The organism is Methyloversatilis universalis FAM5, from assembly GCF_000214035.2.
GTDB classification, from domain to species: domain Bacteria; phylum Pseudomonadota; class Gammaproteobacteria; order Burkholderiales; family Rhodocyclaceae; genus Methyloversatilis; species Methyloversatilis universalis.
This window is the reverse complement of record NZ_AFHG01000052.1, coordinates 449,657-472,587: the sequence shown is the minus strand read 5'-3', so window position 1 is coordinate 472,587 and position 22,931 is coordinate 449,657. Positions and strand designations below refer to the sequence as shown.

The following is a 22,931-nucleotide window of genomic DNA, read 5'->3' as shown; positions in this document are numbered from 1 at the left end:
ATCGCGGTCACACATCGCTATTCACCGACGCCCGGCGGCCGGGCAGCGCAGGGCGAATGACCGGTAAGACAGGCAAAAAAATGGCGCGGGACAGGCCCGCGCCAAACTTCCTTGGAGGAGGAGAGGGAATCTTCAGCGGGACGCAGTGGGCGCGTTCTCCAGCTTTTCGTCGTCGCCGCCGGTCGGGATCTGCCCGGACCAGCCGCCGCCCAGAGCCTGGTAGGTATTCACCAGCGCAGTCACGCGGTCCAGCCGGGTGGCGATGAGCTGGCGCTCGGCCGACAGCTTTTCGCGCTCGGCGTCGAGCAGCACGATGCGGCTGGCGCGGCCGGCGCTGTAGTTCTTTTCCGCCAGATCGCGCGCCTTGCGGGTGGCGTCGTACAGCGTGGTGGTTTCGTCCATCGCCTCTTTCGCGCCGCGGGCGGCGGACAGCGCGGTCAGCGCGTCGCCGTAGGCCTGTCGCGCGGCCTGCTGGTAGGTCTGTGCGATCTGCGCACGCTCGGCTTCGGACTGCGCAACGATGGCGCGCGTGCTGAGCAGGCCGACCAGCGGCTGGGCGATGGCGGCGCCGATGTTCCAGGTGCGGGCGGACGAGGACAGCAGGCTGCCCAGCGCCGCACTTTCACCGCCCAGACCGGCGGTCAGCGAAATGGTCGGAAACCACTGGGTTCTCGCGACTTCGACACTGAGGCTGGCGGCCGCCAGATTGGCTTCGGCGGCACGCACGTCGGCGCGGCGGGCCAGCAGGTCGGAACTGAGACCGGCCGGAATTTCCGGCTGCACCGCCAGCGTGGACAGCGCCAGACCGCGTTCCGGCATCTTCTCCACCAGTTCGCGCGGCGAGCGGCCGAGCAGCACCGCGAGCGCGGTTTCCGCCTGTTCGCGCGCGCTGCGCGTGGTGGCCAGCGCGGCCGCGACGCTGGCGCGCTCGGAGCGTGAAATTTCCAGGTCGTAGCCGCTCAGCGCACCGCCGGCGAACTGCTTCTCGCGCAGCGCCAGCGCTGCCTCGCGGGTGGCCAGGGTCTGCGACAGCAGCGCTTCGTCCGCGTCCAGCGCACGCAGATTGAAATAGGCGCGCGCCACCTGGGCCGACACCGACGCGCGCAGTCCTTCCAGCGCGTAGCGGCTGGCGGCCAGCTGCTGGCGGGCGACGTCGCGCTGGCCGGACAGGCGGCCGAACAGGTCCAGTTCGTACGATGCCGAAATGCCGCCCAGCACCGTGTTGTACTGACGCGGCCGGCCGGGGATGGGCCGTTCGTTGCTGTACTGCTGGCGGCTGCCGGACAGCGACAGGCTGGCGTCCGGCAGGCGATTGATGCGCACCAGATCCAGCGTGGCGCGCGACGCCTGCACCCGCTGCGCGGCGATGACCACGTCGTCGTTGCGTTCCAGCGCCTCGGCGATCAGCGCGTCGAGCACCGGGTCGCGGAAGCTCTGCCACCACTGGTCGAGTTCGGCCGGGGTCTGCGCGCTGACCGCCGGCAGGTCGAGTTCGGGCGTGGCCTGCGGCGTCAGTGCGCAGGCCGACAGCAGCGCGGCCGCGACCGCGGCCGCCAGCACGCTGCGGCGCGTGCGATCAATGATGGGCATGGACATGGGGATGCTCCGGCTTATGCACCTTCAGTTCCTCGTCCGGCGTCGCCAGACGGCGATCGACGATGAGTTTGTAGAACAGGGGCACGAAGAAGATGGCGAGGAAGGTGGCGGCCACCATGCCGCCGATGACGCCGGTACCGACCGACACGCGCGCGCCGGCACCGGCGCCGCTGGAAATCGCCAGCGGCAGCACGCCGAGAATGAAGGCGAGCGAGGTCATCACGATCGGGCGCAGACGCAGGCGGGCCGCCTCGATCGCCGCGGCGGCGACCGGATAGCCTTCCTGGTGCTTCAGCACTGCGTACTCGACGATCAGGATGGCGTTCTTGGCCGACAGGCCGAGCAGCGTCACCAGACCGATCTGGAAGTACACGTCATTGGTCATGCCGCGCAGCCACACCGCGGTCAGCGCACCGAAGATGCCGAAAGGCATGGCCAGCAGCACCGAGAACGGCAGCGACCACTTCTCGTACTGTGCCGCCAGGATAAGGAACACCATGACCGCGGCCAGAATCAGCGCCACCGCGGCAGCGCTGGACACGCGCTTTTCCTGGAAGGCGGCGCCGGTCCATTCGAAGCTGAGGTCGCCCGGCAGGTCCTTCACCAGACGTTCCACTTCGGCAATGGCCTGACCGGACGAGAAGCCTGGGCCGGCCTGACCCATCAGCTTCACTGCCGGCAGATTGTTGTAGCGGTCCACCGTGTCCGGGCCGGCGCTGTAATTCACCTTGGCGAAGGCGGACACCGGCACCATGTCGCCGGCGGCGTTCTTCACGTACAGCCGGCCGATGTCTTCCGGCGAACGGCGGTACTGGCTTTCGGCGGACATGAGCACCTGCCACACGCGACCGAACTTGTTGAAGTCGTTCACGTAGTAGGTGCCGAGCGTGCCGGACAGCGTGGTGAAGGCGTCATTCATCGAAACGCCCAGCGACTTGGCGCGCTCGCGGTCGACGTCGACATAGAGCTGGGGCGCGTTCGGCCGCCACAGCGTCTGCAGGCCGCCGGCCAGCACCTTGCTCTGGTGCGAGGCACCGATCAGCGCGCCCATGCCTTCGACCAGCTTGGGCGTGCCGCCGTCACCGCGGTTCTGCAGATAGAACTCGAAGCCGCCGGTGTTGCCCAGACCGAAGATGGCCGGCGGGTTGAAGGCCAGCACCAGCGCTTCCTTGATGCCCGCGGTCTTGCCGAACAGTTCGCCCACCAGCTGCTGGGTGGTCATCTGCCGTTCGTCCCAGTGCTTCTGGCTCACGAAGATGGTGGCCGCGCTGTTCTTGAAGCCGCCGCCGATGAAGTCCATGCCGGAAAAGGCCATCACGTGCTCGTTGGCCGGATTGGACTGGATGGCGGCAATCACCTCGTTCACCACCTTGTCGGTGCGTTCGAGCGTCGCGCCATCGGGCAGGAACACCGCCGCGATGTAATAGCCCTGGTCCTCGTCCGGTACCAGCGAACCCGGGGTCTTGGACCACAGGCCGGCGGTCACGACCACCATGCCGGCGAACAGCAGCACGCCGACCGCCGAGCGGCGGATCATCCAGGTGACCGCGCCGGTGTAGCGGTGGGTGACACGGGTGAACCAGTCGTTGAACCACACGAAGACACGGGCGGTGCTCTTGTGCTCGTTCTTCAGCAGCGCCACGCACAGCGCCGGCGTCATGGTGAGCGCCACCAGGCCGGACAGCACCACCGCGATCGATATGGTGACCGCGAACTGACGGTACAGCTCGCCGGTCAGGCCGCCGAGGAAGGCGATCGGCACGAACACCGCAGTCAGCACCAGCACGATTGCGACCACCGGACCGGTCACCTCGTGCATGGCCTTCAGCGCCGCCTCGCGGGCGGTCAGGTGCTGTTCGTGCATGATGCGCTCGACGTTTTCCAGCACCACGATGGCGTCATCCACCACGATGCCGATCGCCAGCACCATGCCGAACAGCGTGAGCGTGTTGATCGAGTAACCGAGCAGATGCAGGCCGGCGAAGGTGCCGAGCAGCGACACCGGCACCGCTAGCACCGGAATCAGCGTAGCGCGGATGTTCTGCAGGAAGATGAACACCACGATGAACACCAGGATCATCGCTTCGCCCAGCGTCTTCACCACTTCCTTGATCGACACCTCGACGAAGCGCGTGGTGTCGTACGGAATCGAATAGGTGAGGTCGGCCGGGAAGCGGGTGGCCATTTCGGCGACCGCACCCTTCACTTCCTTGGCCACGTCCAGCGCATTGGCGCCCGGCTGCAGGAACACGCCCATCAGCACCGCCGGCTTGCCGTTATAGGTGCCGTTGAAGTCGTTGTCCTTGGACCCCAGCTCCACCCGCGCGACATCGCGCAGACGCAGCTTGGAGCCGTCGGCGTTGGAGCGCAGGATGATGTTGTCGAATTCCTCGACCGTGGACAGGCGGCCCTTGGCGGTGATGGTGTAGACCATGTCCTGGCCGCCACCGGTCGGCGACTGGCCGATCTTGCCGGCGGCGAACTGGGCGTTCTGGTCGCGCAGCGCGGTGGCGATCTCCGGCACCGTGACGCCGAGCTGGGTCATGCGGTCCGGCCGCAGCCAGATGCGCATCGCGTAGTCCTTGGCACCGAAGATCTGCACGTTGGTCGTGCCCGGAATCTTCTTGATGTTGTCCAGCACGTTCAGCGTCACGTAGTTAGACGCGTACAGCTGGTCGTAGGTGCCGTTGGGCGAGTAGAAGGCCATCACCGCCAGGAAAGCGGACGAGCCCTTCTCGACCACCACGCCCTGTCGGCGCACCTCTTCCGGCAGCCGGGCGTCAGCCTGCTTGACCCGGTTGTTCACGTTTACCGCCGCCTTGTCCGGGTCGGTGCCGATTTCGAAGGTGACGTAGATTTCGACCACGCCATTCGAGGTCGAGGTGGAGCGCATGTACATCATGCCCTCGACGCCGGTGATGACGCTTTCCAGCGGCGCGGCCACGGTCTGGGCGATGGTTTCGGCCGACGCGCCCGGATACACCGCGCGCACCATGACTTCGGGCGGCGCGATTTCCGGGTACTGCGCGATCGGCAGCGTGCGCATCGCCGCCAGGCCCGCCAGCGCGATCAGGATCGAGATGACGAAGGCGAAGATGGGCCGGTCTATGAAGAAACGGGAGAACATGGCGTCCCCTTACTTCGCGGCCGGCGCGGCAGCGGCCGCCGGCGGCTGGGCCGGCGCGCTGCCGTCGTCGATGTGCACCGGCGAGCCGGGCACGAAGATGCGCGCCATGCCGTCCACGATGACCCGATCGCCGGCCTGCAGGCCTTCGCGGATCACCCATGCGTTGGCCAGTTCACCGTCCAGGCGGGTCCATTCGCCCAGCTTGACCGGACGCGGCTGGGCGATGGTCTTGCCGTCCTTTTCCGCGATGACGTATACGAACTTGCCCTGCGCGCTGTCGAGCACCGCGCGCTGCGGCACCGCCAGCGCGTCCGGCCGGCTGGCGCCGGCCAGCTGCACGCGCACGAACTGGCCCGGCGACAGCCGGCCGTCCTTGTTGTCGAAGGTCGCACGCAGCGCGAAAGCGCCGGTCGAGGTGTCCGCCTTGTAATCCTGGAAGCCCAGACGGCCGGACAGCGGGATGGCCGCGCCGTCCGAACCCTTGAGCTGCACGGTGAAGCCCTTCGGATCGAGCTTCAGCACGCCGCGCGCCACCTCGTCGCGGGTACGCAGGTATTCGACCTCGCCCACCCCGAAATTCACGTAGGCCGGATCGGTCTGGGCCAGCGTGGTGAGCAGGCTGTCGGCGCCGGCCACCGTCAGGCTGCCTTCCACCTTCTGCGCCCGGCCGGCCACGCCGGCAAGCGGCGCGCGCACGTCGGTGTAGCCAAGATCGATGTTCGCCTGCTGCAGCTGCGCTTCGGCCGCCTTGACCGCGGCACGCGCCAGATCGCGGGTGGACAGCGCGTCGTCCGCTTCCTTGCGGCTGGCCGCTTCGGCCTCGGCCAGCGGCTTCACCCGCGCGTATTCGCGCTCGGCCTGTGCCAGCTGCGCCTTCGCCTGGTCGAGCTGGGCCTCCGCGGCGGCGACCCGGGCGCGGTAGGGTGCCGGGTCGATGCGGAACATGACCTGACCTTCCCGGATGCGCTGACCTTCTTCGTACAGGCGCTTCTCGACAATGCCGGTCACCCGGGCGCGCACTTCGATCTCGCGCGAACCGGCCACCTGACCGACGTAATCGAACTGCACCGGCACCTCGCGCGGCGCCACCTGCATCACCTTGACCGCGGCCGGCGGCATGCCGCCGCCGGCGTGTTCGCCGCCCTTGTCCTTGCCGCAACCCGCCAATGCCAGCGCAAGCACCGTCGCGGAAAGCAGGCCCGCGCGCCGAATCAAATCAGTCCCTGTGTTCATCATTCTTGTTCCCGGAATCTGACGCGGTCAGGCCGCGCATATACGAAGCACCCCGATTTTCGGGCGCTTTTCTCTAGGCTCAGATTATAAACATACATTCGTGTATGTTTAAAACCGGGACGCGAAAAAATGCCGGCCGGGGAAGCGGTCCCGGATACGACGGATGAGGGCGGCCGGAAACGACACGGGGCAGCCGAAGCTGCCCCGTGTCACGCCTGCATGTCGCTGCGCCCTTCAATGCAAACGCGCGGCGCGCTCAGCGGATGCGCGGGGACGCGACCGACGGCACGCGGCGCGGCGGGCGCCCCTCATGCGCCGGTGCACATCGTGACGTCCATGGCCGCGCCGGCGCGGCAGGCGCGCCGGCGCGGCACCGTCGGCCACCGGCGGCAGCGCGGGCTGAGAGGTGTTCCAGCGCTCGGACACCGGCACCGGTGCGACCTGGCTGCCGGTGCCCAGATCCACCCAGTGCACCTTGCGCTTCTGCTGGCCGTTCGCATCCTGTACCCATCCGCCCTCCACACCGACCCGCGGTGCGCGACCCATGTCGGCACCCAGTACATCCTTCAGGTAGCCACGGGTGCGCTTCAGCTGTTCCAGCGTCGGCTGGTAGTGACCGCTCATGTTGTCGATGTGCACGATGTAGCCGTCCTTGACCACGAGCTGACCGGCGAGCGCGACCGGCTGCCCGCCAGCGAGGCTGGAATGATGGATTTCGCCCCCCTTGGGCGCGGGGTGCACGAAGATGCGGCCATCGGCATCCACAACGAAGATCGGCGGGGCCGTGCCCTCACCTTTCAGGTTGAGCGGCTTGCGCTCGGTATCGGTGGCCAGATAGAGCCGACCGGTACTGCGATCGACCGCGACCTCCAGCGTCGCCCGCTCTTCATCGCTGAAATAGGTGACCGCGCGATCCACCTTGACCTGTTTGGCCGCCAAGCCCTTGTCCTCACCCTGGAACTCGACCGGCAGATCTCGCACGATGAGCTTGTTGGGCAGTTCGCGGGTGTCGCGGAATGTCGGCTCCACCGCGTTGGAGGCGAGCTGCCGCTGCAGCATCTGCTGCTCGGCGGGCGACAGCGCGCGTGCCTCTTCCGCGCCTTGCTTGATCGGCACATAGGCCTCGTTGCCCACACCGTACTCGACCGGCGGATAGGCGGCCGACGCGTACTGGGCGGGGGCGTATTCGGCCTGAGCGTATTCGGCCGGAGCGTACTCGGCGGACGCGTACTGAGCCGGCGTGTAGGTGTCCGGTCCGTCATCGCTTCCGGCCGATCCGGCACGGGGGCGGACGGTCTGTGCCGGGTAGGCCACGGCGTCAGCGTCATAGGCCGGGTCTGCTGCGGATGCGGCACGCGGACGCGCCGGCGCATCCGCCTCGCCCACCGACGGCGAACGCGAACCCGGCCGCGACGGCGTGACCGCTTCATAGCCCGACGCCACCGGGTCGTAGCCGGACGTTGCGGGGTCGTAGCCCGAAGTCACCGTCGAGTAGCCGGACTGCAGCAGGGCGAGGCGCTCGCCGTCAGGCGGGCTGTCGCCGGCCGACGGGGCGCGCGGCCGTACAGCGGTGTCGCCTTCACCGCGCTCCCCGGCCGACGGCCTGCGCACGACGACGCCGTCCGCGACGCCGCCGGTGTCGCGGCCCGGCTGCACCGCCGGATCGCGCTCGCTGCCGGCGCGCGGTCTTGCCGCAGCCTCGTCACTGCCGCTCACCGGACGACGGGCAGTGGCGTCGCCACTCGCCGCATCGCTGCCGGTGCGGGGACGTGCGGCAAGGTCGCTTTCGCCGGCGGACGGCCTGCGCGCGCCACCGCTCGTCGCATCGTCCGCGCCGGCGCTGCTGCCGCGCCGTGGTGTCGCGGCATCGGCGTCGCCGCCGGAACCGCTGCGCGGTCGCGTGGCCCCGCTCTCGCCGGCAGACGGCACCGGGCGCAGCACCGGCGGCGCATCGGCGTCCGCCCGCGGCCTGACTGCAGGCGCCTCGCCACTCACCACCGCTGCACGCGGGCCGCTGCCGTCGCTCACCGCGCCGGCACGCGGACGCACCGTGGGTGCATCGCCGGTCGGCGGCGCCTTCAGCGGCGGCGGTGCCGGCAGGGGCTCCGGATCCTTGCGGCGCACACCGCCCGGCGGCAGATCATCCACCGCGCGCCGCGCGATCGGCGTGCCCGGCGTATCCGGCGCGTCCTCGCGTCCGACCACCCGGTTGCGGTTGACCCTATTGTCCGGGTCGCGGAACAGGTTGGAGCCCTTGACCAGATTGCCGCTGATGGTGCCGCCCTGCGCCTCGTCCGAACCGAGCGCGCTGGCCACCGTACCGCGCACGTCGATCGACACCGTCGGCGCGGTGCGGGTATAGGTGGTCACTTCGCTGCGGGTGACCGTGCCTTCGATCCTCATGCCGTCGCTGCCCGGCGCAGCGCCGACGAAGTCCGCGCCCTGCCTCACCGTCAGCCCGCCGAGGCCGACCGCGCCGCCGTCTATGCCGCTGCGCTGGCTCACGGTCTGGCTGTCGGTGCCGGACGATTCCGCCTTCAACATGACGCCGGTGCTGCCGGCGTGGTTCAGCGTGTCGATCACCTTGCCCTGGGTGCGGTCGAAGCGGTCACCGGCGTTCATCTTCGGCGCTTCGCCGCCCTCCTTCTTGTCGCCGCCGACATTGACCGACGACAGGCCGAGGTAGGCATCGACCCGGGTGGCGCTTTCCTTCACCCGGTCGGTCCGGGTTTCCACCGTGAGCTTGCCGCCGATCTCGCCGCTCACACCACCGCCGGCGCGGATGTTGGCGCCGGCCAGCGTGGCGTTGCCGCCGACATTCAGTTCGGTGCCGCCGCTGGTCTGGATCAGCGCGTTCTGATTGGTCAGGTTGTCCTTGTCGCGCAGATCGACGTCCGCCTTCACGCTGAAACCGAAAGACTTTCCGCCACCACCGGACGCCGCCGCATTGCTGCCTGCGCCGGCCGCATCGCCGGTGCCGCTGCCCACATTGCGGCCGCCGGACACCGACAGCCCGCCGGCCACGTTCTTGGTGTCTTCCTTCTCGGTGCTCTGCGCCGACTCCATCAGCAGATTGCCGCCGACATTGACGCGCGCGCTGCGCGCCGACGCCTGCGTGCCTTCCAGCCGGGTGTCGCCGCCACTGGTGATGGACAGCTGGCCACCGGACTGCAGCGTGCCGCCGCGTCGCGTATCGGTGCTTTCGTTCTCGCGCACCCGCTCGAAATCGACCGAAGCGCTGCCGCCGCCATCCTTGGCCAGATTCATGCTCTTGCCGACGTTCAGGCCGGCCTGCACGCCGGCGCCGTCGGCGCGACCGGTACGCGAGCTGCTGCTCGACAGCGCCTGGAAGTCGATGTCGCCGCCGGCGGACAGCGCGATGTCGCCGCCCGCCTTCACGTTCGTACCCTGCAGCCGCAGGTCGTTGCCGGCGGACAGCGAGGTCGCGCCGCCGGACTGGATGTTCACCGCGCGGCCGGTCTGGCTGTTCTCCTGACCGTCGCCGGTGCGGGCGTTGGCCGCCACGCTGCCGCCGACGCAGGTGAGGTCCAGACAGGCACTGACCGACAGCGTGGCGCCCCCGGACTTGCTGGACGACGACGCGCTGCTCGTATCGTTGGCCTGATCGAGTTTCAGGTCACCGCCGGCCGCCAGCGTCACGCCGCCGCCGGCCTTCACATTCGTGCCCTCCAGCCGCAGGTCCCGGTCGGTGCGGATGCTCACGTTGCGGCCGGCTTCGAAGCCGCCGACCACCGCCTGCGACGACGAGGACTCGCCCTTCTCGTTGGCGCCGGCCGCGGTCAGCGTGGCGCTGGCTTCGGACGCCGCATTGACCGCCACGGTCAGCGACGAACTGGCGCTCGATGTATCGGCGCCCGAACGCCGGGTGTTGGCGGCGGCGCGGTTCTCGTACGACTGCGCCGCAATGTCGACATCGCCGCCGGCGCTGTAGCGCGTGCCTTCCTCGACGATGTCCTTGTTCGCCTTCACGGTCACGCTGCCGCCGGCACGGATCTGGGTCACCACCGCGGTGCTGCTGCCGTCGCCACCGGAATAGCTGGAACCTGAGCCACCGATCACCACCTGCGACTGCGGCGACGAAATGTTCACCTGCTTCACCTCGCCGCTGGCGATGCCGCCGACGGTGCTGCCCAGACCGGTGGTCACGCCGGCCGAAATGCCGGCTTCGTAGGTGCGGCCGCTGTAGCTGCTCGATGTTTCGTTGCGCGCCGCGATGTCCTCGATGCGGTCGGCTTCGAAACTGATGTCGCCCTTGGCATCGAACTGCGCGCCCTCGCGTTTCAGCGTGCCGCCGGCGGTGACCGAAATGCCGCCGGCCGAGGTGACGGAACTGGTGCGCGCAGTGCGGCTGCTGTCCTCCGCCTGCTGCGTGCCGCCCTGGGTTTTCAGGCCGCCCATCACGCCTTCGGTGCTGGCGTCGGCCGAAATGCCGAAGCGGTGCTGCTCCGACGAGGACCTGGATTGCGTGCTGTCGTAGGCCGCGATGATGTTCACGTCCTTGCCGGCGGAAATCAGCGCGCCGTCCTCGCCCGCTTCGATGTCCGACCCCTGCAGCGTGACCGAGCCCTGGGTGGCGAGCACCGCCACGCCCTTGCCGCCGACGCGGCTGCCGGCATTCGCGGTGCTGCTGCTTTCGTACGAGCTGGTGCTCTTTTCGTAGCCGCTGAAGCCGGACGCCGAGAACGGCGTGCCCTTGCGCGCGTCCGCGGTGCTGTTCGAGGTCGCTTCGGCAAAAAAGCCCTCGCGCTCGCTGCTGCCGGAGGCGCTGCTCTGCAGTGCGATGCTGCGGATGGTCACGTCGCCCTCGCGTGCGCGCAGCGCGGCCACGCCCTCGCCGCCATCGATGTCGGAACCGAGCACGTCGACGTTGCGACCGGCGTCCAGCAGCACGCCCTGCCCGCCCGACACGCGCGCACCGCTGGCCGACTGCGTGGTCACCCTCTCGCTGCTGGCGGTGCGGTTCAGCACGCCGCGACCCTCGGTGGCATGTTCCATCCGGGTTTCCAGCACCAGCGCGCTCACGTTCACGTCGCGCCCGGCCAGCAGCGCGGCGCGGCCGTCCGCCACCACGTCGGCACCGGTGATGTTGATGTCCTGCGCCGCGTCGAGCAGCAGATTGCCGCTGGCCACGATGCCGCCCCGCGGGCCGGCCACCGTGTAGTAGTTGCGGCTGTCGCCGACGCGCCTGGTTTCGGTAATGTTGTTGATATTGCCGGTCAGCGACTTCAGCGACACGTTGCCGCCACCGATCAGGCCGCCGATATTGTTCAGGTCGCCGCGCGACACCACCTGCAGCCGCGAGCGGGCGTTGATTTCGCCGCCGCGGTTGGTGAAGCTGTCCGCAGTGATCATCGCGCGCTCGGCCAGCACCTGGCTGGTGCTGCCGGCGGCACGGGTGGCATCGGTCAGATAGACCACTGGCACCAGCACGGTCTTGCCGGCCACTTCGGTCGCCACCATCCACACGATGTCCTGCCTCAGCGACGCCACCTGTTCGGCGGTGAGCGCGGTGCCGAGGTTGAGCTGCAACCGCTTCGCCTCGGCCACCGCGTTGTCCATCAGGATGGCCTGCTGTTCGTAGTCGCTGTAGGCGGTGCGCAGCAGCGCGGAGCCGGTCTGCGCCTGCACCTGTTCGCGGATCAGGCGCGCCTCGTAGGCGGCGTCACCGAAGCGCAGCAGGTAGTTCTCCGGTTTCAGCCCGAGCTGGGCCATCAGGTAGTCGGAGCCCAGATACGGGTTATCAAAGGAAATGAGCAGCGGATTGGTTTCCACCAGATAGCCGGCGGACGGATCGCTGGCCTGGACGTAGCGGCCATTGGCGCCGGTGGGCAGCTGCAGCGAGTACTGCGCCGGCCCGCTGGCCTGCACCGGCTGACGGTCCGGCGCATCGAGGCCGCGGGCGCCGACCGCGCCATCGATCACCGGTGACACGGCGGACACGCCGCCCCCGGTGCCGGTGTTGGTGAAATTGCCGACGGTGGCCACCAGATCGCGCGCTTTCACCGTGCCGCTGACACCGGTGCTGTAGCTGTCGTCCAGCCGCACGAAACCGGTCCAGTCGGTATCGGTGTAGCCGGTCAGATAGGACGACTTGCCCAGCCAGTTCAGCTTGTCGCACACGCTGCCCGCCAGTCCGTCGGTATGGCAGGTGTACTTGCGGATCACCTCCCTGCGGTAGGTGTGGGTCGCCATTTCCAGCGAGGTGTTGCTGAAGCTGCTGACCGCGGCATTGCTCAGGCCGGTGATGGTGAGCGTGTCGGTGCTGCTGAGCAGGCCGGCTTCGTTGCGGCCAGCGTCGGTGCGTACCGTCAGGTTGCCGGATTCGACCGTGATCGACGGCGTGGCGGCGGCCACCGCGGCCGGATCGCGCAGACGTTCCTCATAGCGGTGCACGACATACCAGTCCTGCCTGACCTCTCCGAGATCCTGCACGAAGTAGGCCTTCTGCCCGGCGTAGTAGTCCTCGATACCACCAGAATAGACCGGGAAGAAACCGGAATCCTGATTCGACCGGTCGCCTCGCAGATCGGCATTCCAGCCGATCTGGTCATCGCGGTCCCAGGTCGGGCTGGCGCTCAGCGGGTCGCCGGTTTCCAGCGGGCGGCGGTAGAACACGGTGGCCGGATCGGCATAGGCGTTGCCGGTGAAACGGCAGTTGGCCAGGCGGTCCGGGCAGATCTGCCAGGTTTCGCCGAGGAAGATGAAATCGGTGGCCGGCCGGGTTTCGAAGGCGTTGATGAAGGTGCCGACCTGGATCAGCAGGGTCTGCCCCACCGCTTCCACCTTGCCGTGGTTGCGGAAGGTGCGGGTCGCCGCCGCCGCGTCCACGCCGCCGATGAGCGACCGGTTGTCCGTGGTACCCGCGCGCGCGCTGCCCATCAGCAAGGTGGCGCCCGCGCCATTGACGATGAGCGCGCCACTGCCGCCGGTCAGCGTCATGTTGCCGGAGCTGTACATCAGGCCGTCGTTGCGCAGCGTCGCCCCGTCGGCCACGGTCACGGTCAGCCGGTCGGCAGCGCTCACCGCACCGTCTGCGCGGTTGGTGAAGTCGCCGGCGGTTTCGATCGCGAGAAACGAGTCGGGACCGTCGGCCGCGCTGTCGGCATTGCCGAGCACCCCGGCATTGACGAAGCTGTTGTTGAGCGCGAGCGTGGTACGGGCGCTGCCGATCAGCCGACCGGCGAACACGTCGCAGGCTGCGCCGATGCCGGTGGAACACAGTTCGTCCAGCCGCAGGGTAGATTCGCCGGCGCCCCCGGCAAAGACCGCGCCGCTCACCAGATCCAGCCGCTTCAGGTCGAGGTCGAACCCGCCCGCCTGCCAGCTCGCGCCGGAAGCCAGATAGACCTCGAGCGCATTGGCCGCCACCGCGCCATCGCGCGCCACCTTCAGCGTGCCGCCGACGTCCAGCCGCGAGCCGGCGCCGAATTCCAGCATGGGCAGCATGGACACGCTATCGGTCATCAGCAGCGACAGGTCTCCCCCGGTGGCGATGGCGCCCTCGAACGGTCCGGCCAGTTCGCCGAAACGGACGGTCGCGTTGCCGCCGGCGCCCAGCGCGTAGTTCTGGATGCCCGCGGTCGAATCGTGCGTGGCCAGCACGAGGCGGCGCGCCGCAGCGGCGACCAGATCGCCGTCGCTGACCGCCAGTCCGTTGCGCGCTACCGTCAGGTCGCGCCCGGCAGCCAGAGTCATCGCCCCGCCGGACGACAGCAGCGCGCCGTCGACGGCCGGATCGGCGGCGCCACCCAGCACCAGATCGCGGCCGGCACTCACGCTCAGGCTGACGCCGGCGTCGTAGCGCTGGCCAGCGGCCAGCACCAGATCCTCCGCGGCAGACACGGTCATCGCGCGACCGGCCACGCGCAGGCCGGCGCCGGTATCGGCAAACGCGCTGCGGCCGGACAGCGCAAGGTCGCGTTCTGCATAGACGGTGCCGCCCAGCAGCGTGAGGCTGCCGGCGGCCAGCGCGATGTCATCGACGCCGTAGACCAGCGCGTCGGCACCCACCGTGAGCGTGCCCAGCGCATCGGCGTCGACCACGCCCGCCACGGTTTCGCCGGCCAACCCCAGCGTCTGCCCGCGCAGCCGTGCTGTGCCGCCGGCTGACCACTGGGCCCCCACCTGCTGTGTCGCGTCGGTCGCCGCGACCGTCAGATCGCGCCCGGCATACAGCCATGAACCCGTGCGCCCGGTCAGCGCGGCGGTGTCCACGCGGAAGTCGCGACCGGCCTCGACGCCGCCGGACAGCGTGACCGCGCTGCCGGCAGACAGGCTCACGTCCCGGCCGGCGGCTACGCCGGCTTCGCTGCCGGCGGCCAGCGTCAGCGTGTCGTCCGCCGCCACCGTCACGTCATTGACCGCACGCAGGCGCGACCCGGACAGATCCACGGTCGCCGCGGTCAGCGCAAGCGTGCTGCCGCTGCCGCGGCTGGTGAGCTGGGCCTGGCCGAGCTGCAGCGCGTCACCCGCCTGCAGGGCGAGGTCGGTGCCGGCGTCCCAGCGCGCGGCATCCAGTGTCGCGCCGCCGTCCACCGTCACCCGGATGGCTCCGCCGCTGTAGCGGTCGGCGGTGGCACCGCCGCGGTCATCGAGCCGCGCGCCGCCGAGCGTCATCGATGCTTCGCCGCCGAGCAGGCCGTCGCCCAGCTCGAGCGCGTCGTCGCTGGCAACGTCCAGCGCGCGGCCGGCGAACAGGAAGGCGTCGCTGCCGCTGGCGCCGCTGCGGCCGGTGGCCACCGGCCCGGCCGCCTGCACCGCGATGTCGCGCGCGGCACTGACCCGGCCGCTCAGCGTGAGCCGGCCAGCCGCATCGATCACCACGTCATCGACCGTGGCCGCCATGTCGCCGCGCACCGTGACGCCGACACCGCGTTCGGTGGACATGAGGCGGATGCGGTTCGCGTACATGCCGCCGAGCGCGGCCACATCGATCGACACGGTGGGCGGCACATCCGGCGACACCGTGCCGTCGACCGTGGTGACGCGGCCGGCATAGGTCTGGTCGAAGCGGCCGGTGGTCGCGGCAAGCGCCTGCGCCCAGATCGGGCCATCGACCCGCAGCGAACGGGTGAGCAGGTCGAAGTAGGCCGCCTCGGTGGCGTCCAGCCCGTCGGCGCCGACCAGGATGTCGCCCTGACGCACCTGGAAGCCGCCCAGCCGCCCGTCCGGTTCGAACATGGGCAGGCCGGTGCTCAGCGTCACCCGCGGCGTGTTGATGAAGCCGCAGCCGTTGCAGGTGATGCCGTAGGGATTGGCGATCACCAGTTCGGCGGCGCGGCCGTGAACTTCGATGTAGCCGTTCAGCTGCGAGCGGTTGGCCGACACCACCTCGTTCAGGATGACGGTGGCCGCGCGCCCCTGCAGATTGGCGTTCTCGCGCACCGTGCCGGCCAGCAGCGAGCGCTGCACTTCGGTCGAATTGTTCAGGATGAGGCCCTGACGATCGACGTCGAAGCGCTGGTAGCGGTTGTGCGACACGCCGGCGGCGTTGGCACGGGCGATGTCGACCAGCGGCACGCCGTTCGGCGTCAGTTCGACCTGGGTGCGGCTGTCTGCCGCCACCGGCGGCGCCGCGACGGCGGGGACCGAAGGCAGGCCCAGCGCCACCACCAGCGCGCGGGCGATCCAGCGGCGGACGGGGGTGACGCGGTCAGTGTACGAAGGCGTGCGGATCATGATCAGAAATCCACCGAAACACGGAAATGGGCGTAGCTGTCGTGGCGGCCCAGCCGGCTCGGCAGCACGGTGGGCGCGGACAGCGCGAGCTGGGCCGCCAGCGGGCCGTGGTTGAGGCCGAGGCCGACCGTGACGCCGGCCAGCGTGCCGCCCTCGCCCACCGCGTCGGCGCGGATGTGGCCGATGTCCCAGCCGACGAAGGGGCGCAGCCGAGTGTCGCCGAACTGCAGCGGCAGCGCGGCCTCGTTGCGCAGCCACCAGCCGGAATCGCCGGCGATGCTGTAGCGGCGGAAACCGCGCACCGAGAACGGACCGCCGATGAAGAACTGTTCGGTGCCGTACAGCGTGTCGGTGGCGCGCTGGGCCGACAGCGAGGACGACAGCGACAGCGTCTGCCGGCCGACCGGCAGCGACGCCGACACCGAGGCGTTGAGCACGATCTTGTCGAACTGGGCGCGCGGCGCGTCGCTGTCCTGCCCGGGCGCGTCCTTCAGCGCGCCGAAGGCGTCCAGCCCGCGCACCCAGGCGATGTCGCCGGACAGCAGCAGGCCGCCGGCCACGGTGGTCGCCGACAGGCCGAGGTCGAGCGTGGTGAGCTGGCGCGAACTGGCGGCGATGGGTGTGCCGTTGAGCGCGTTGCGTGCGTCCTTGAATGCCAGGTTGCCGAAGGCCGACAGCTTGCTGTCGCGGTCGCGGAACAGCACCCGGTCGGCCCGCAGCGCGTAGGTGGTCGAGGTGCCGGAGGTGTTGAAGGTGGTGACCGCACCGCGCACCTGGCTGGCGTAGTCGAATTCGCTGGCGGTGCCGGTGAAGGTCCAGTAGCCCCAGGGAATCGAGTACAGCATGGACACCGACTGCGACAGCCTGTCGTCGTGGTCGGCGTCGGTATTGATGCGGCCGGACAGGTTCAGGAAATCGTTCAGGCCGAGCGGGCTGTCTATCGCCAGCGCGGCGGACGCCAGTTCGCGCCCGGTGGACTGCGAGCCGGTGTTGTCCACCGCCATGTTCACCGACCAGCGCTTGCGCGGCCGGTTGCGCACCACGATGGTCGAGGCGCCGGCGACGCCGCCCGGCTCGATGTCCATGGTCGCGCTGTTCGAGCGCAGCCGGTTGATCTGGTCCAGCCCCTGTTCGATGTCGCGCAGATTGAACACGCGGCCAGTCAGACCGGGAAAGGCGCTGCCCAGATGCACGCCCTCGCCCTCCAGCCGGAACTGTTCGATTAGGCCTTCCAGCACCAGCAGCTTGAGCGTGCCGGAGCCCAGATCCTGTTCCGGCAGATAGACCCGGGTGGTGGTGTAGCCGCGCACCACGTAATGATTGGTGAGCGCCTGCATCACCGCGTTGATCTGGGCCAGACTGATGCAGTCGCCGATGCCGGCGGCGGTCAGGCGGGCGCGATCGGCCTCGTCCAGCAGCGTGGCGCCGTCGAGCTGCACGCTGCGGATCGTGAAGCAGCCACCATCGGCGGCCGGCCGTGCCGGCTCGGGCTGCAGATCGGCGCCTTCGCTGCGCGGCCGGCGGCGATCCAGCTCTTCGCGCTCGCGCGCCTGGCGCTGCTGTTCTTCCAGCAGCAGGCGCTGCGAGTCACGGATGGCGCGGTCGATGTCGGCCTGTTGCGCCGACGCCGCGACCGGCAGCAGACAGCACAGCAACAGCGCGGCGGGAGGGCTGAAACGCGGCATGAAATCGGTCTTTGCGGAGAATGGACCGATTCTGGCAACTCGCCTTCCGGAAAAAATCGTACATCTGTAGCAGGGGCGGGCGACCACCGGCCCCCATCAACAGGCGGCCGTGCACACGGTCACGGGTCCGGCTGCAGCAGATAGTCCAGCAGCGCCATCAGCCGGTGCGCCGGCGTCGGCTTCTGCAGCAGCGGGAAGCCGGCGGCCCGCGCCTCGCGCAGCCGCGCGGGGTCGGTGTCGCCGGTGATCAGCGCGGCCGGCAGTTCGGGGCCGTGATGGCTGCGCAGCGTGGCGATCGCCTCGATGCCGGTGCGGCCGTCCAGCAGCCGGTAATCGGCGAGGATGGCGTCCGGCGCCGGCAGCGCGCGGGCCGCTTCGGCACTTTCGGCCAGATCGACCTCGACGCCCCAGGGCCGCATCAGCGCAGCCAGCGCTTCGCGGATGTCCGCCTCGTTGTCGATCACCAGCACCCGCCGGCCCTGCAGCCGCGCCGACGACATTTCGGCCGCGACCGGCGCGGGGGCGGCACGCGCCTCGCCGCGCGGCAGGCCGACCGCGAACACCGAACCGCGCCCCGGCCGCGAGCGCACCGACACCGGATGGCCGAGCGCGCGCGCCAGCCCGTCGACGATGGACAGGCCCAGCCCCAGCCCCTTGCGCCGGTCGCGCTCCGGGTTGGCGAGCTGGTAGAACTCCTTGAACACATCGCCCAGACTTTCCGCCGGAATGCCGATGCCGCTGTCCCACACCTCGACCGACAGCCGGTCACCGCGCGGCCGGCAGGCGACCAGCACGCCGCCGTGCGCGGTATAGCGCAGCGCATTGCCGACCAGATTGCGCAGGATGTGCTCGAACAGCGCCGCGTCGGTCACGCCGCACAGCGCGGTCGTCCGGAAGTGCAGGCGCAGCCCCTTCTGCGCGGCGATCGGCGCGAACTCGCGCTCCAGCCGCTGGAAGCAGGCGTTCAGCGGCACCGACGCGCACTGCGGCGACAGCGCGCCGGTTTCGATGCGGGCATAGTCCAGCAGCTCGTCCAGCAGCAGGCCCATATTGTCGGCCGCCTCGCGCATGCGGGTGTTCAGCGGCCGCATCGCCTCCGGGTCGCGCTCGTGCGCCTGGGCGTCGATGAACAGCGACAGCGCCTGCAGCGGCTGCCGCAGGTCGTGGCTGGCGGCGGCCAGGAAGCGGGTCTTGGCGGCGTTCGCCTGTTCCGCCTGTTCGCGCGCCGCGGTGGCGCGTTCGCGCTGTTCCGACACTTCGCGCAGCAGTTCGAGGTTCTCGAAGCGCAGCAGGATGGCGGCGCGAATGGACCGGTTGTTCAGCCAGGCGAAGATGAGGCAGATGATGACGAAGCCGATCGAAATCAGCGCAAAGCCGCGCATGAACCCGTCGCCGGACTGCAGGCTGCGCAGCGCGATCGGCAAGATGGCCGGCAGCGCGAACACCGCATAGGCCGGGTAATACACCGACAGCGAAGACACCGACGCCGACACCAGGCCGGCCAGCACCACCCCGACCGACGCCATCTGCAGCGGTTCGGGCCCAGAAAACAGCCCGCCCATGACGCCCCACAGCAGACCGGACAGGCCGGCGCCCACCGTGAAGGCATGCGCCCAGCGGCGCAGCGAGCCGGCACCGGCCCGCCGCCGGCGCGTCGCGACCAGTGCCAGTCGGGCAGCGGTCAGCAGGAAAAGCGCGACCAGCCAGCCGACGAAAAGCGGCCGGTCCACCCGTTCCCACAGCATCAGGGCGAGACCCGAGGCGGCCAGCGCATTGCCGGCGTAGATGGACGGCGCGTGCCGGTACAGCAGGTCCACCTGTTCGGCCAGCAGCCGCGCGTCGGTCCCCGCGTCCGCCGGCTGCCCGCTCATCAGATCAGGCCCTGGTCGCGGGCGGCGCTGACCGCCGCGGTGCGGGTGTCGACGCCCAGTCCGTGCAGGATGGCCGACACATGGGTGCGCACCGTGAATTCGCTGACGCCGAGCTGCTGGGCGATCTGCTTGTTGGTGAGGCCGCCGCGCATCAGCTGCAGCACTTCCCGCTGCTTCGGCGTAAGCAGCACCGGCCTTTCGGTCGGATTGCCGCCGGGCGCGGCGTTCAGCGTGGCCGGCGTGACCACGCGGCGCAGCAGCGCCTGTTCGATGGCGTCGCGCATGACCGCGAAACTGACCGATTTCGGAATGTAGCCGCGGGCGCCGGCGGCGATCGCTTCGTCGATCAGGGACGGCGTGTAGCTCGCCGACACCACGAGCACCGGGCTGGTGGGAAAGCGCTGGCGGAAGGCGCGTATGCCGCGCACGCCATTCATGCCGGGCAGGCCGTGATCGAGCAGGATGAGGTCGAAATCCGCTGCGTCATCGTCCAGTGCCAGGCCAGCTTCGCAGCTGTCGGCTTCGCTCACCGTGAGCGCCGGGTCCAGGCTCTGCAGCATCGCGCGCAGTCCTTCGCGGAACAGCGCGTGGTCATCCACGATCAGGAAGTGCATCGGTCGCCGGGTGTGTGTCCGTTGTCATGAGGGCCGCAGCCGGCGCCGATTGTAACGGCGCGTTACGGGCTGTGGCGCTCGGACAGGCTGGCGGCCGTGCGGTTCTCACGCAGGGCGAACATGGGTCGGCAGCGGGCGCAGCGCCCGCCGGGCGGTGTTCAGAGGAAGCGGTCGAGGATGCGCCGGCTGGGGCGGTCGAGCTTCTTCATGTCGACCACTTCGTAGTGGATGCCATGACTGTCGGTCACCAGCAGCCGGCCGCCGGCGAGGCGGCGGATGTCGTCCTCGCTGCGAAGCGTGAAGCGGGTGGCGCCGCGGTCGGTCAGCACATCCCATTCGCAGGGCGTGGAAAAGCTGGACACGCCGGAAATCGCGCGCACCTGCGGCATGAATTCGCGGCGCGCCAGTTCGTCCTCGAGCAGCGCGCGGCTGGCGGCCTCCAGTTCGTCCAGCCGGTCGAACCAGGCCAGTTCGTGACCGTCGGCCGACATCAGCGCCACCCCCTCACCGGGCGCCGACAGCGGGAAGGCACGCACCGGCAGCACGCCGGCATGGCGATGGCCGTCGCGGGCTATCAGCGCCAGCTGGCCGTGCGCATCGCGTTCGAGTCGTATCGTCATGCCAGCACTCCTTCCGCAGCGTCGGCTTCGGCCTGGCGCTGCTGCGCCATGTAGAGCCGGTAGTAATGCCCCTCGCGCGCCATCAGGTCGTCGTGCTGGCCGACCTCGACGATCTGGCCACGGTCCAGCACCACCAGCCGGTCGGCCTTGCGCAGCGTGCTGAGCCGGTGGGCGATGGCCAGCGTGGTACGGCCCTGCACCAGATTGTCGAGTGCGCGCTGGATTTCCTTTTCGGTCGCGGTATCGACCGCCGACGTCGCTTCGTCGAGGATGAGGATGCGCGGATCGATCAGCAGTGCGCGGGCGATCGAGATGCGCTGGCGCTCGCCGCCGGACAGGGTCTGGCCGCGTTCGCCCACCATCGAGTCGTAGCCGTGCGGCAGCCGCAGGATGAATTCGTGCGCGTGCGCCGCGCGCGCCGCCGCAATGATTTCTTCGCGGGTGGCGTCCGGCCGGCCGTAGGCGATGTTGTCGGCGATGGTACCGAAGAACAGGAAAGGCTCCTGCAGCACCAGCCCGATGTGGCGGCGGTACTCCGCCACCGGCAGCGCGCGGATGTCGGTGCCGTCGATCCGTATGCTGCCGGACGACACGTCGTAGAAACGGTTGATCAGGTTCACCAGCGTGCTCTTGCCGGAGCCGCTGTGGCCGACCAGACCGATGAATTCGCCCGGCGCGATGTCGAGATCCACGTCGCGCAGCACCGCCCGGTTGCCGTAGCGGAAGCCGACGCTGCGCAGTTCGATGCGGCCGCTCACCTGTTCCAGATGCACCGGGCGTGCCGGCTCGGGCACGCTGGAGGCGTGGTCCAGGATGTCGAAGATGCGCTTGGCGCCCGCCGCGGCCTTCTGGGTGACCGATACGATGCGGCTCATCGAATCCAGCCGCAGATAGAAGCGGCTGATGTAGGCGATGAAGGCGGTCAGCACGCCGACGGTGATGTGGTCGTTGCCCACCTGCCAGATGCCGAAGCCCCACACGAACAGCAGGCCGACCTCGGTCAGCAGCGTGACGGTCGGGCCGAACAGCGACCACACCCGGTTCACCCGGTCATTGGTTTCCAGATTGCGCCGGTTGGCTGCAGCGAAGCGTTCGGACTCGCGCTTTTCCTGCGCGAAGGCCTTCACCACGCGGATGCCCGGAATGGTGTCGGCCAGCACATTGGTCACTTCGCCCCAGATGCGGTCCACCTTCTCGAAACCGGTACGCAGCCGGTCGCGCACCGTGTGGATCATCCAGGCGATCACCGGCAGCGGCAGCAGCGTCACCAGCGCCAGCCAGGGATTGATCGAGAACAGCACCACCGCGGTCATGAACAGCATGAGCACGTCGGTCGCGAAATCGAGCAGATGCAGCGACAGGAACACGTTGATGCGGTCGGTTTCCGCGCCGATGCGCGCCATCAGGTCGCCAGTGCGCTTGCCGCCGAAATACTCCAGCGACTGCCCCATCAGGTGATCGAAGGTGGTGGTGCGCAGGTCGGCGCCGATGCGCTCCGACACCCGCGCCAGAATGTAGGTACGTGCCCAGCCCAGCCCCCAGGCGAACAGCGCGGCGGCGAGCAGGCCGGCCATGTAGGGCCAGACCGCGTCGAAGGTGATGCGGGTGCCGGTCTGGTGCGGAATCAGCACCTTGTCCATCAGCGGGATGGTCAGGTAGGGCGGCACCAGATTGGCGGCAGTGGACGCCAGCGTGAGCAGGAAACCGGCCAGCAGCCGGCCGCGGTAAGGCCGGGCGAAACGCCACAGGCGCAGCAGCGCCCAGGTTTCCGGCGGCTTCACGGTGGCGCGCTCGCACAGCGGGCATTCGTCGTCGTCGGGCGGCAGCGGCGCCTTGCAGCGCGGGCACAGGCCGTCCTCGTCCTCATGCACCGCGTGCGGATCGGCGATGCGCTCGACCAGCCGCGTGTGCTGGTCGGCCAGACGCAGCGCCTCGGTATTCAGCGCCAGCGTGTAGCGCCAGGCCGCGAGGCGGTGGTGGGCATCGTGCAGCGCCAGCGTGCCGACGCCGGCATGGTCGACGTGGTCGAAGCGCTGCCCGGCGGCCAGCGGCCAGCTCTGCCACTCGGCCGCGGACGGCGCGTCCGCCGCCAGCAGCCGGCGGTCGGTCAGCACCAGCAGGCTGGTCGAAAAGTGCAGCGTGGCATCGAGGTCGGTCTGCAGCCAGGCCTGCACCGATTCGTCCGGCGCCAGCCGCCCGGCCAGCGCATCCCGCCACGGCATGGGCAGATCGTCGGGCAGCGGAATGGCAGGGGTGGCACGGGTCATCGGGCGGCTTCAGACAGGCAACAGACGTTAAACGGGCGGCTGACGATGCGGAACAGGCGTTTTCAGGCGGCAAAACACCTGTTCGATGCAGTATGCAACAGCTGCGACAGCGCAGCGAAGGCGGCGGAGTATAGCGTCCGCAACCGGGTCGAAACATGCCTGTCGCCCAGGTTCAAAAATAGATTGAAAAGCTGTCAACCAAAGCGTGCGGGTCGCGTT

The 22,931-nt window shown here is 69.4% G+C and carries 9 protein-coding genes; all 9 read right to left on the bottom strand.

Going from position 1 to position 22,931, the window contains the following annotated elements; all coding sequences use genetic code 11:
- Positions 1-132: 132 nt before the first annotated feature.
- Entirely contained in the window at positions 133-1,596 is a 1,464-nt protein-coding gene (locus tag METUNV1_RS13150) for an efflux transporter outer membrane subunit (RefSeq protein WP_008062550.1), read from the bottom strand.
- Entirely contained in the window at positions 1,577-4,723 is a 3,147-nt protein-coding gene (locus METUNV1_RS13145; RefSeq protein ID WP_008062548.1) for an efflux RND transporter permease subunit, read from the bottom strand. Before METUNV1_RS13145 ends, METUNV1_RS13150 begins: the two co-directional genes overlap by 20 nt.
- A 9-nt stretch (positions 4,724-4,732) precedes the next feature.
- Complete coding sequence (locus tag METUNV1_RS13140) at positions 4,733-5,938, bottom strand: efflux RND transporter periplasmic adaptor subunit (RefSeq protein WP_232416219.1); 1,206 nt, start codon at positions 5,936-5,938, stop codon at positions 4,733-4,735.
- A 252-nt stretch (positions 5,939-6,190) separates the two neighbouring features.
- Positions 6,191-15,655, bottom strand: coding sequence for a hemagglutinin repeat-containing protein (locus tag METUNV1_RS13135; RefSeq protein ID WP_008062533.1), 9,465 nt, complete (start codon positions 15,653-15,655; stop codon positions 6,191-6,193).
- A gap of 2 nt (positions 15,656-15,657) precedes the next feature.
- Positions 15,658-17,340, bottom strand: a complete 1,683-nt coding sequence (locus METUNV1_RS13130) for a ShlB/FhaC/HecB family hemolysin secretion/activation protein (protein WP_008062532.1) — start codon at positions 17,338-17,340, stop codon at positions 15,658-15,660.
- Between the two features lie 119 nt (positions 17,341-17,459).
- Positions 17,460-19,211 carry an ATP-binding response regulator gene (locus tag METUNV1_RS13125; protein WP_008062530.1) on the bottom strand — a complete coding sequence of 584 codons (1,752 nt, stop codon included), beginning with the start codon at positions 19,209-19,211 and terminating at the stop codon, positions 17,460-17,462.
- Positions 19,211-19,825, bottom strand: coding sequence for a response regulator (locus METUNV1_RS13120; RefSeq protein WP_008062529.1), 615 nt, complete (start codon positions 19,823-19,825; stop codon positions 19,211-19,213). The genes METUNV1_RS13125 and METUNV1_RS13120 overlap by 1 nt, the downstream gene beginning before the upstream one ends.
- Before the next feature lie 158 nt (positions 19,826-19,983).
- Positions 19,984-20,445 (bottom strand): cyanophycin metabolism-associated DUF1854 family protein, encoded by a 462-nt coding sequence (locus METUNV1_RS13115; RefSeq protein ID WP_008062528.1) that lies wholly within the window; start codon positions 20,443-20,445, stop codon positions 19,984-19,986.
- The gene (locus tag METUNV1_RS13110) at positions 20,442-22,712 is read right to left on the bottom strand and encodes a cyanophycin metabolism-associated ABC transporter (RefSeq protein WP_008062526.1); all 2,271 of its coding nucleotides are present in this window, start codon (positions 22,710-22,712) and stop codon (positions 20,442-20,444) included. Before METUNV1_RS13110 ends, METUNV1_RS13115 begins: the two co-directional genes overlap by 4 nt.
- Positions 22,713-22,931: the final 219 nt, after the last annotated feature.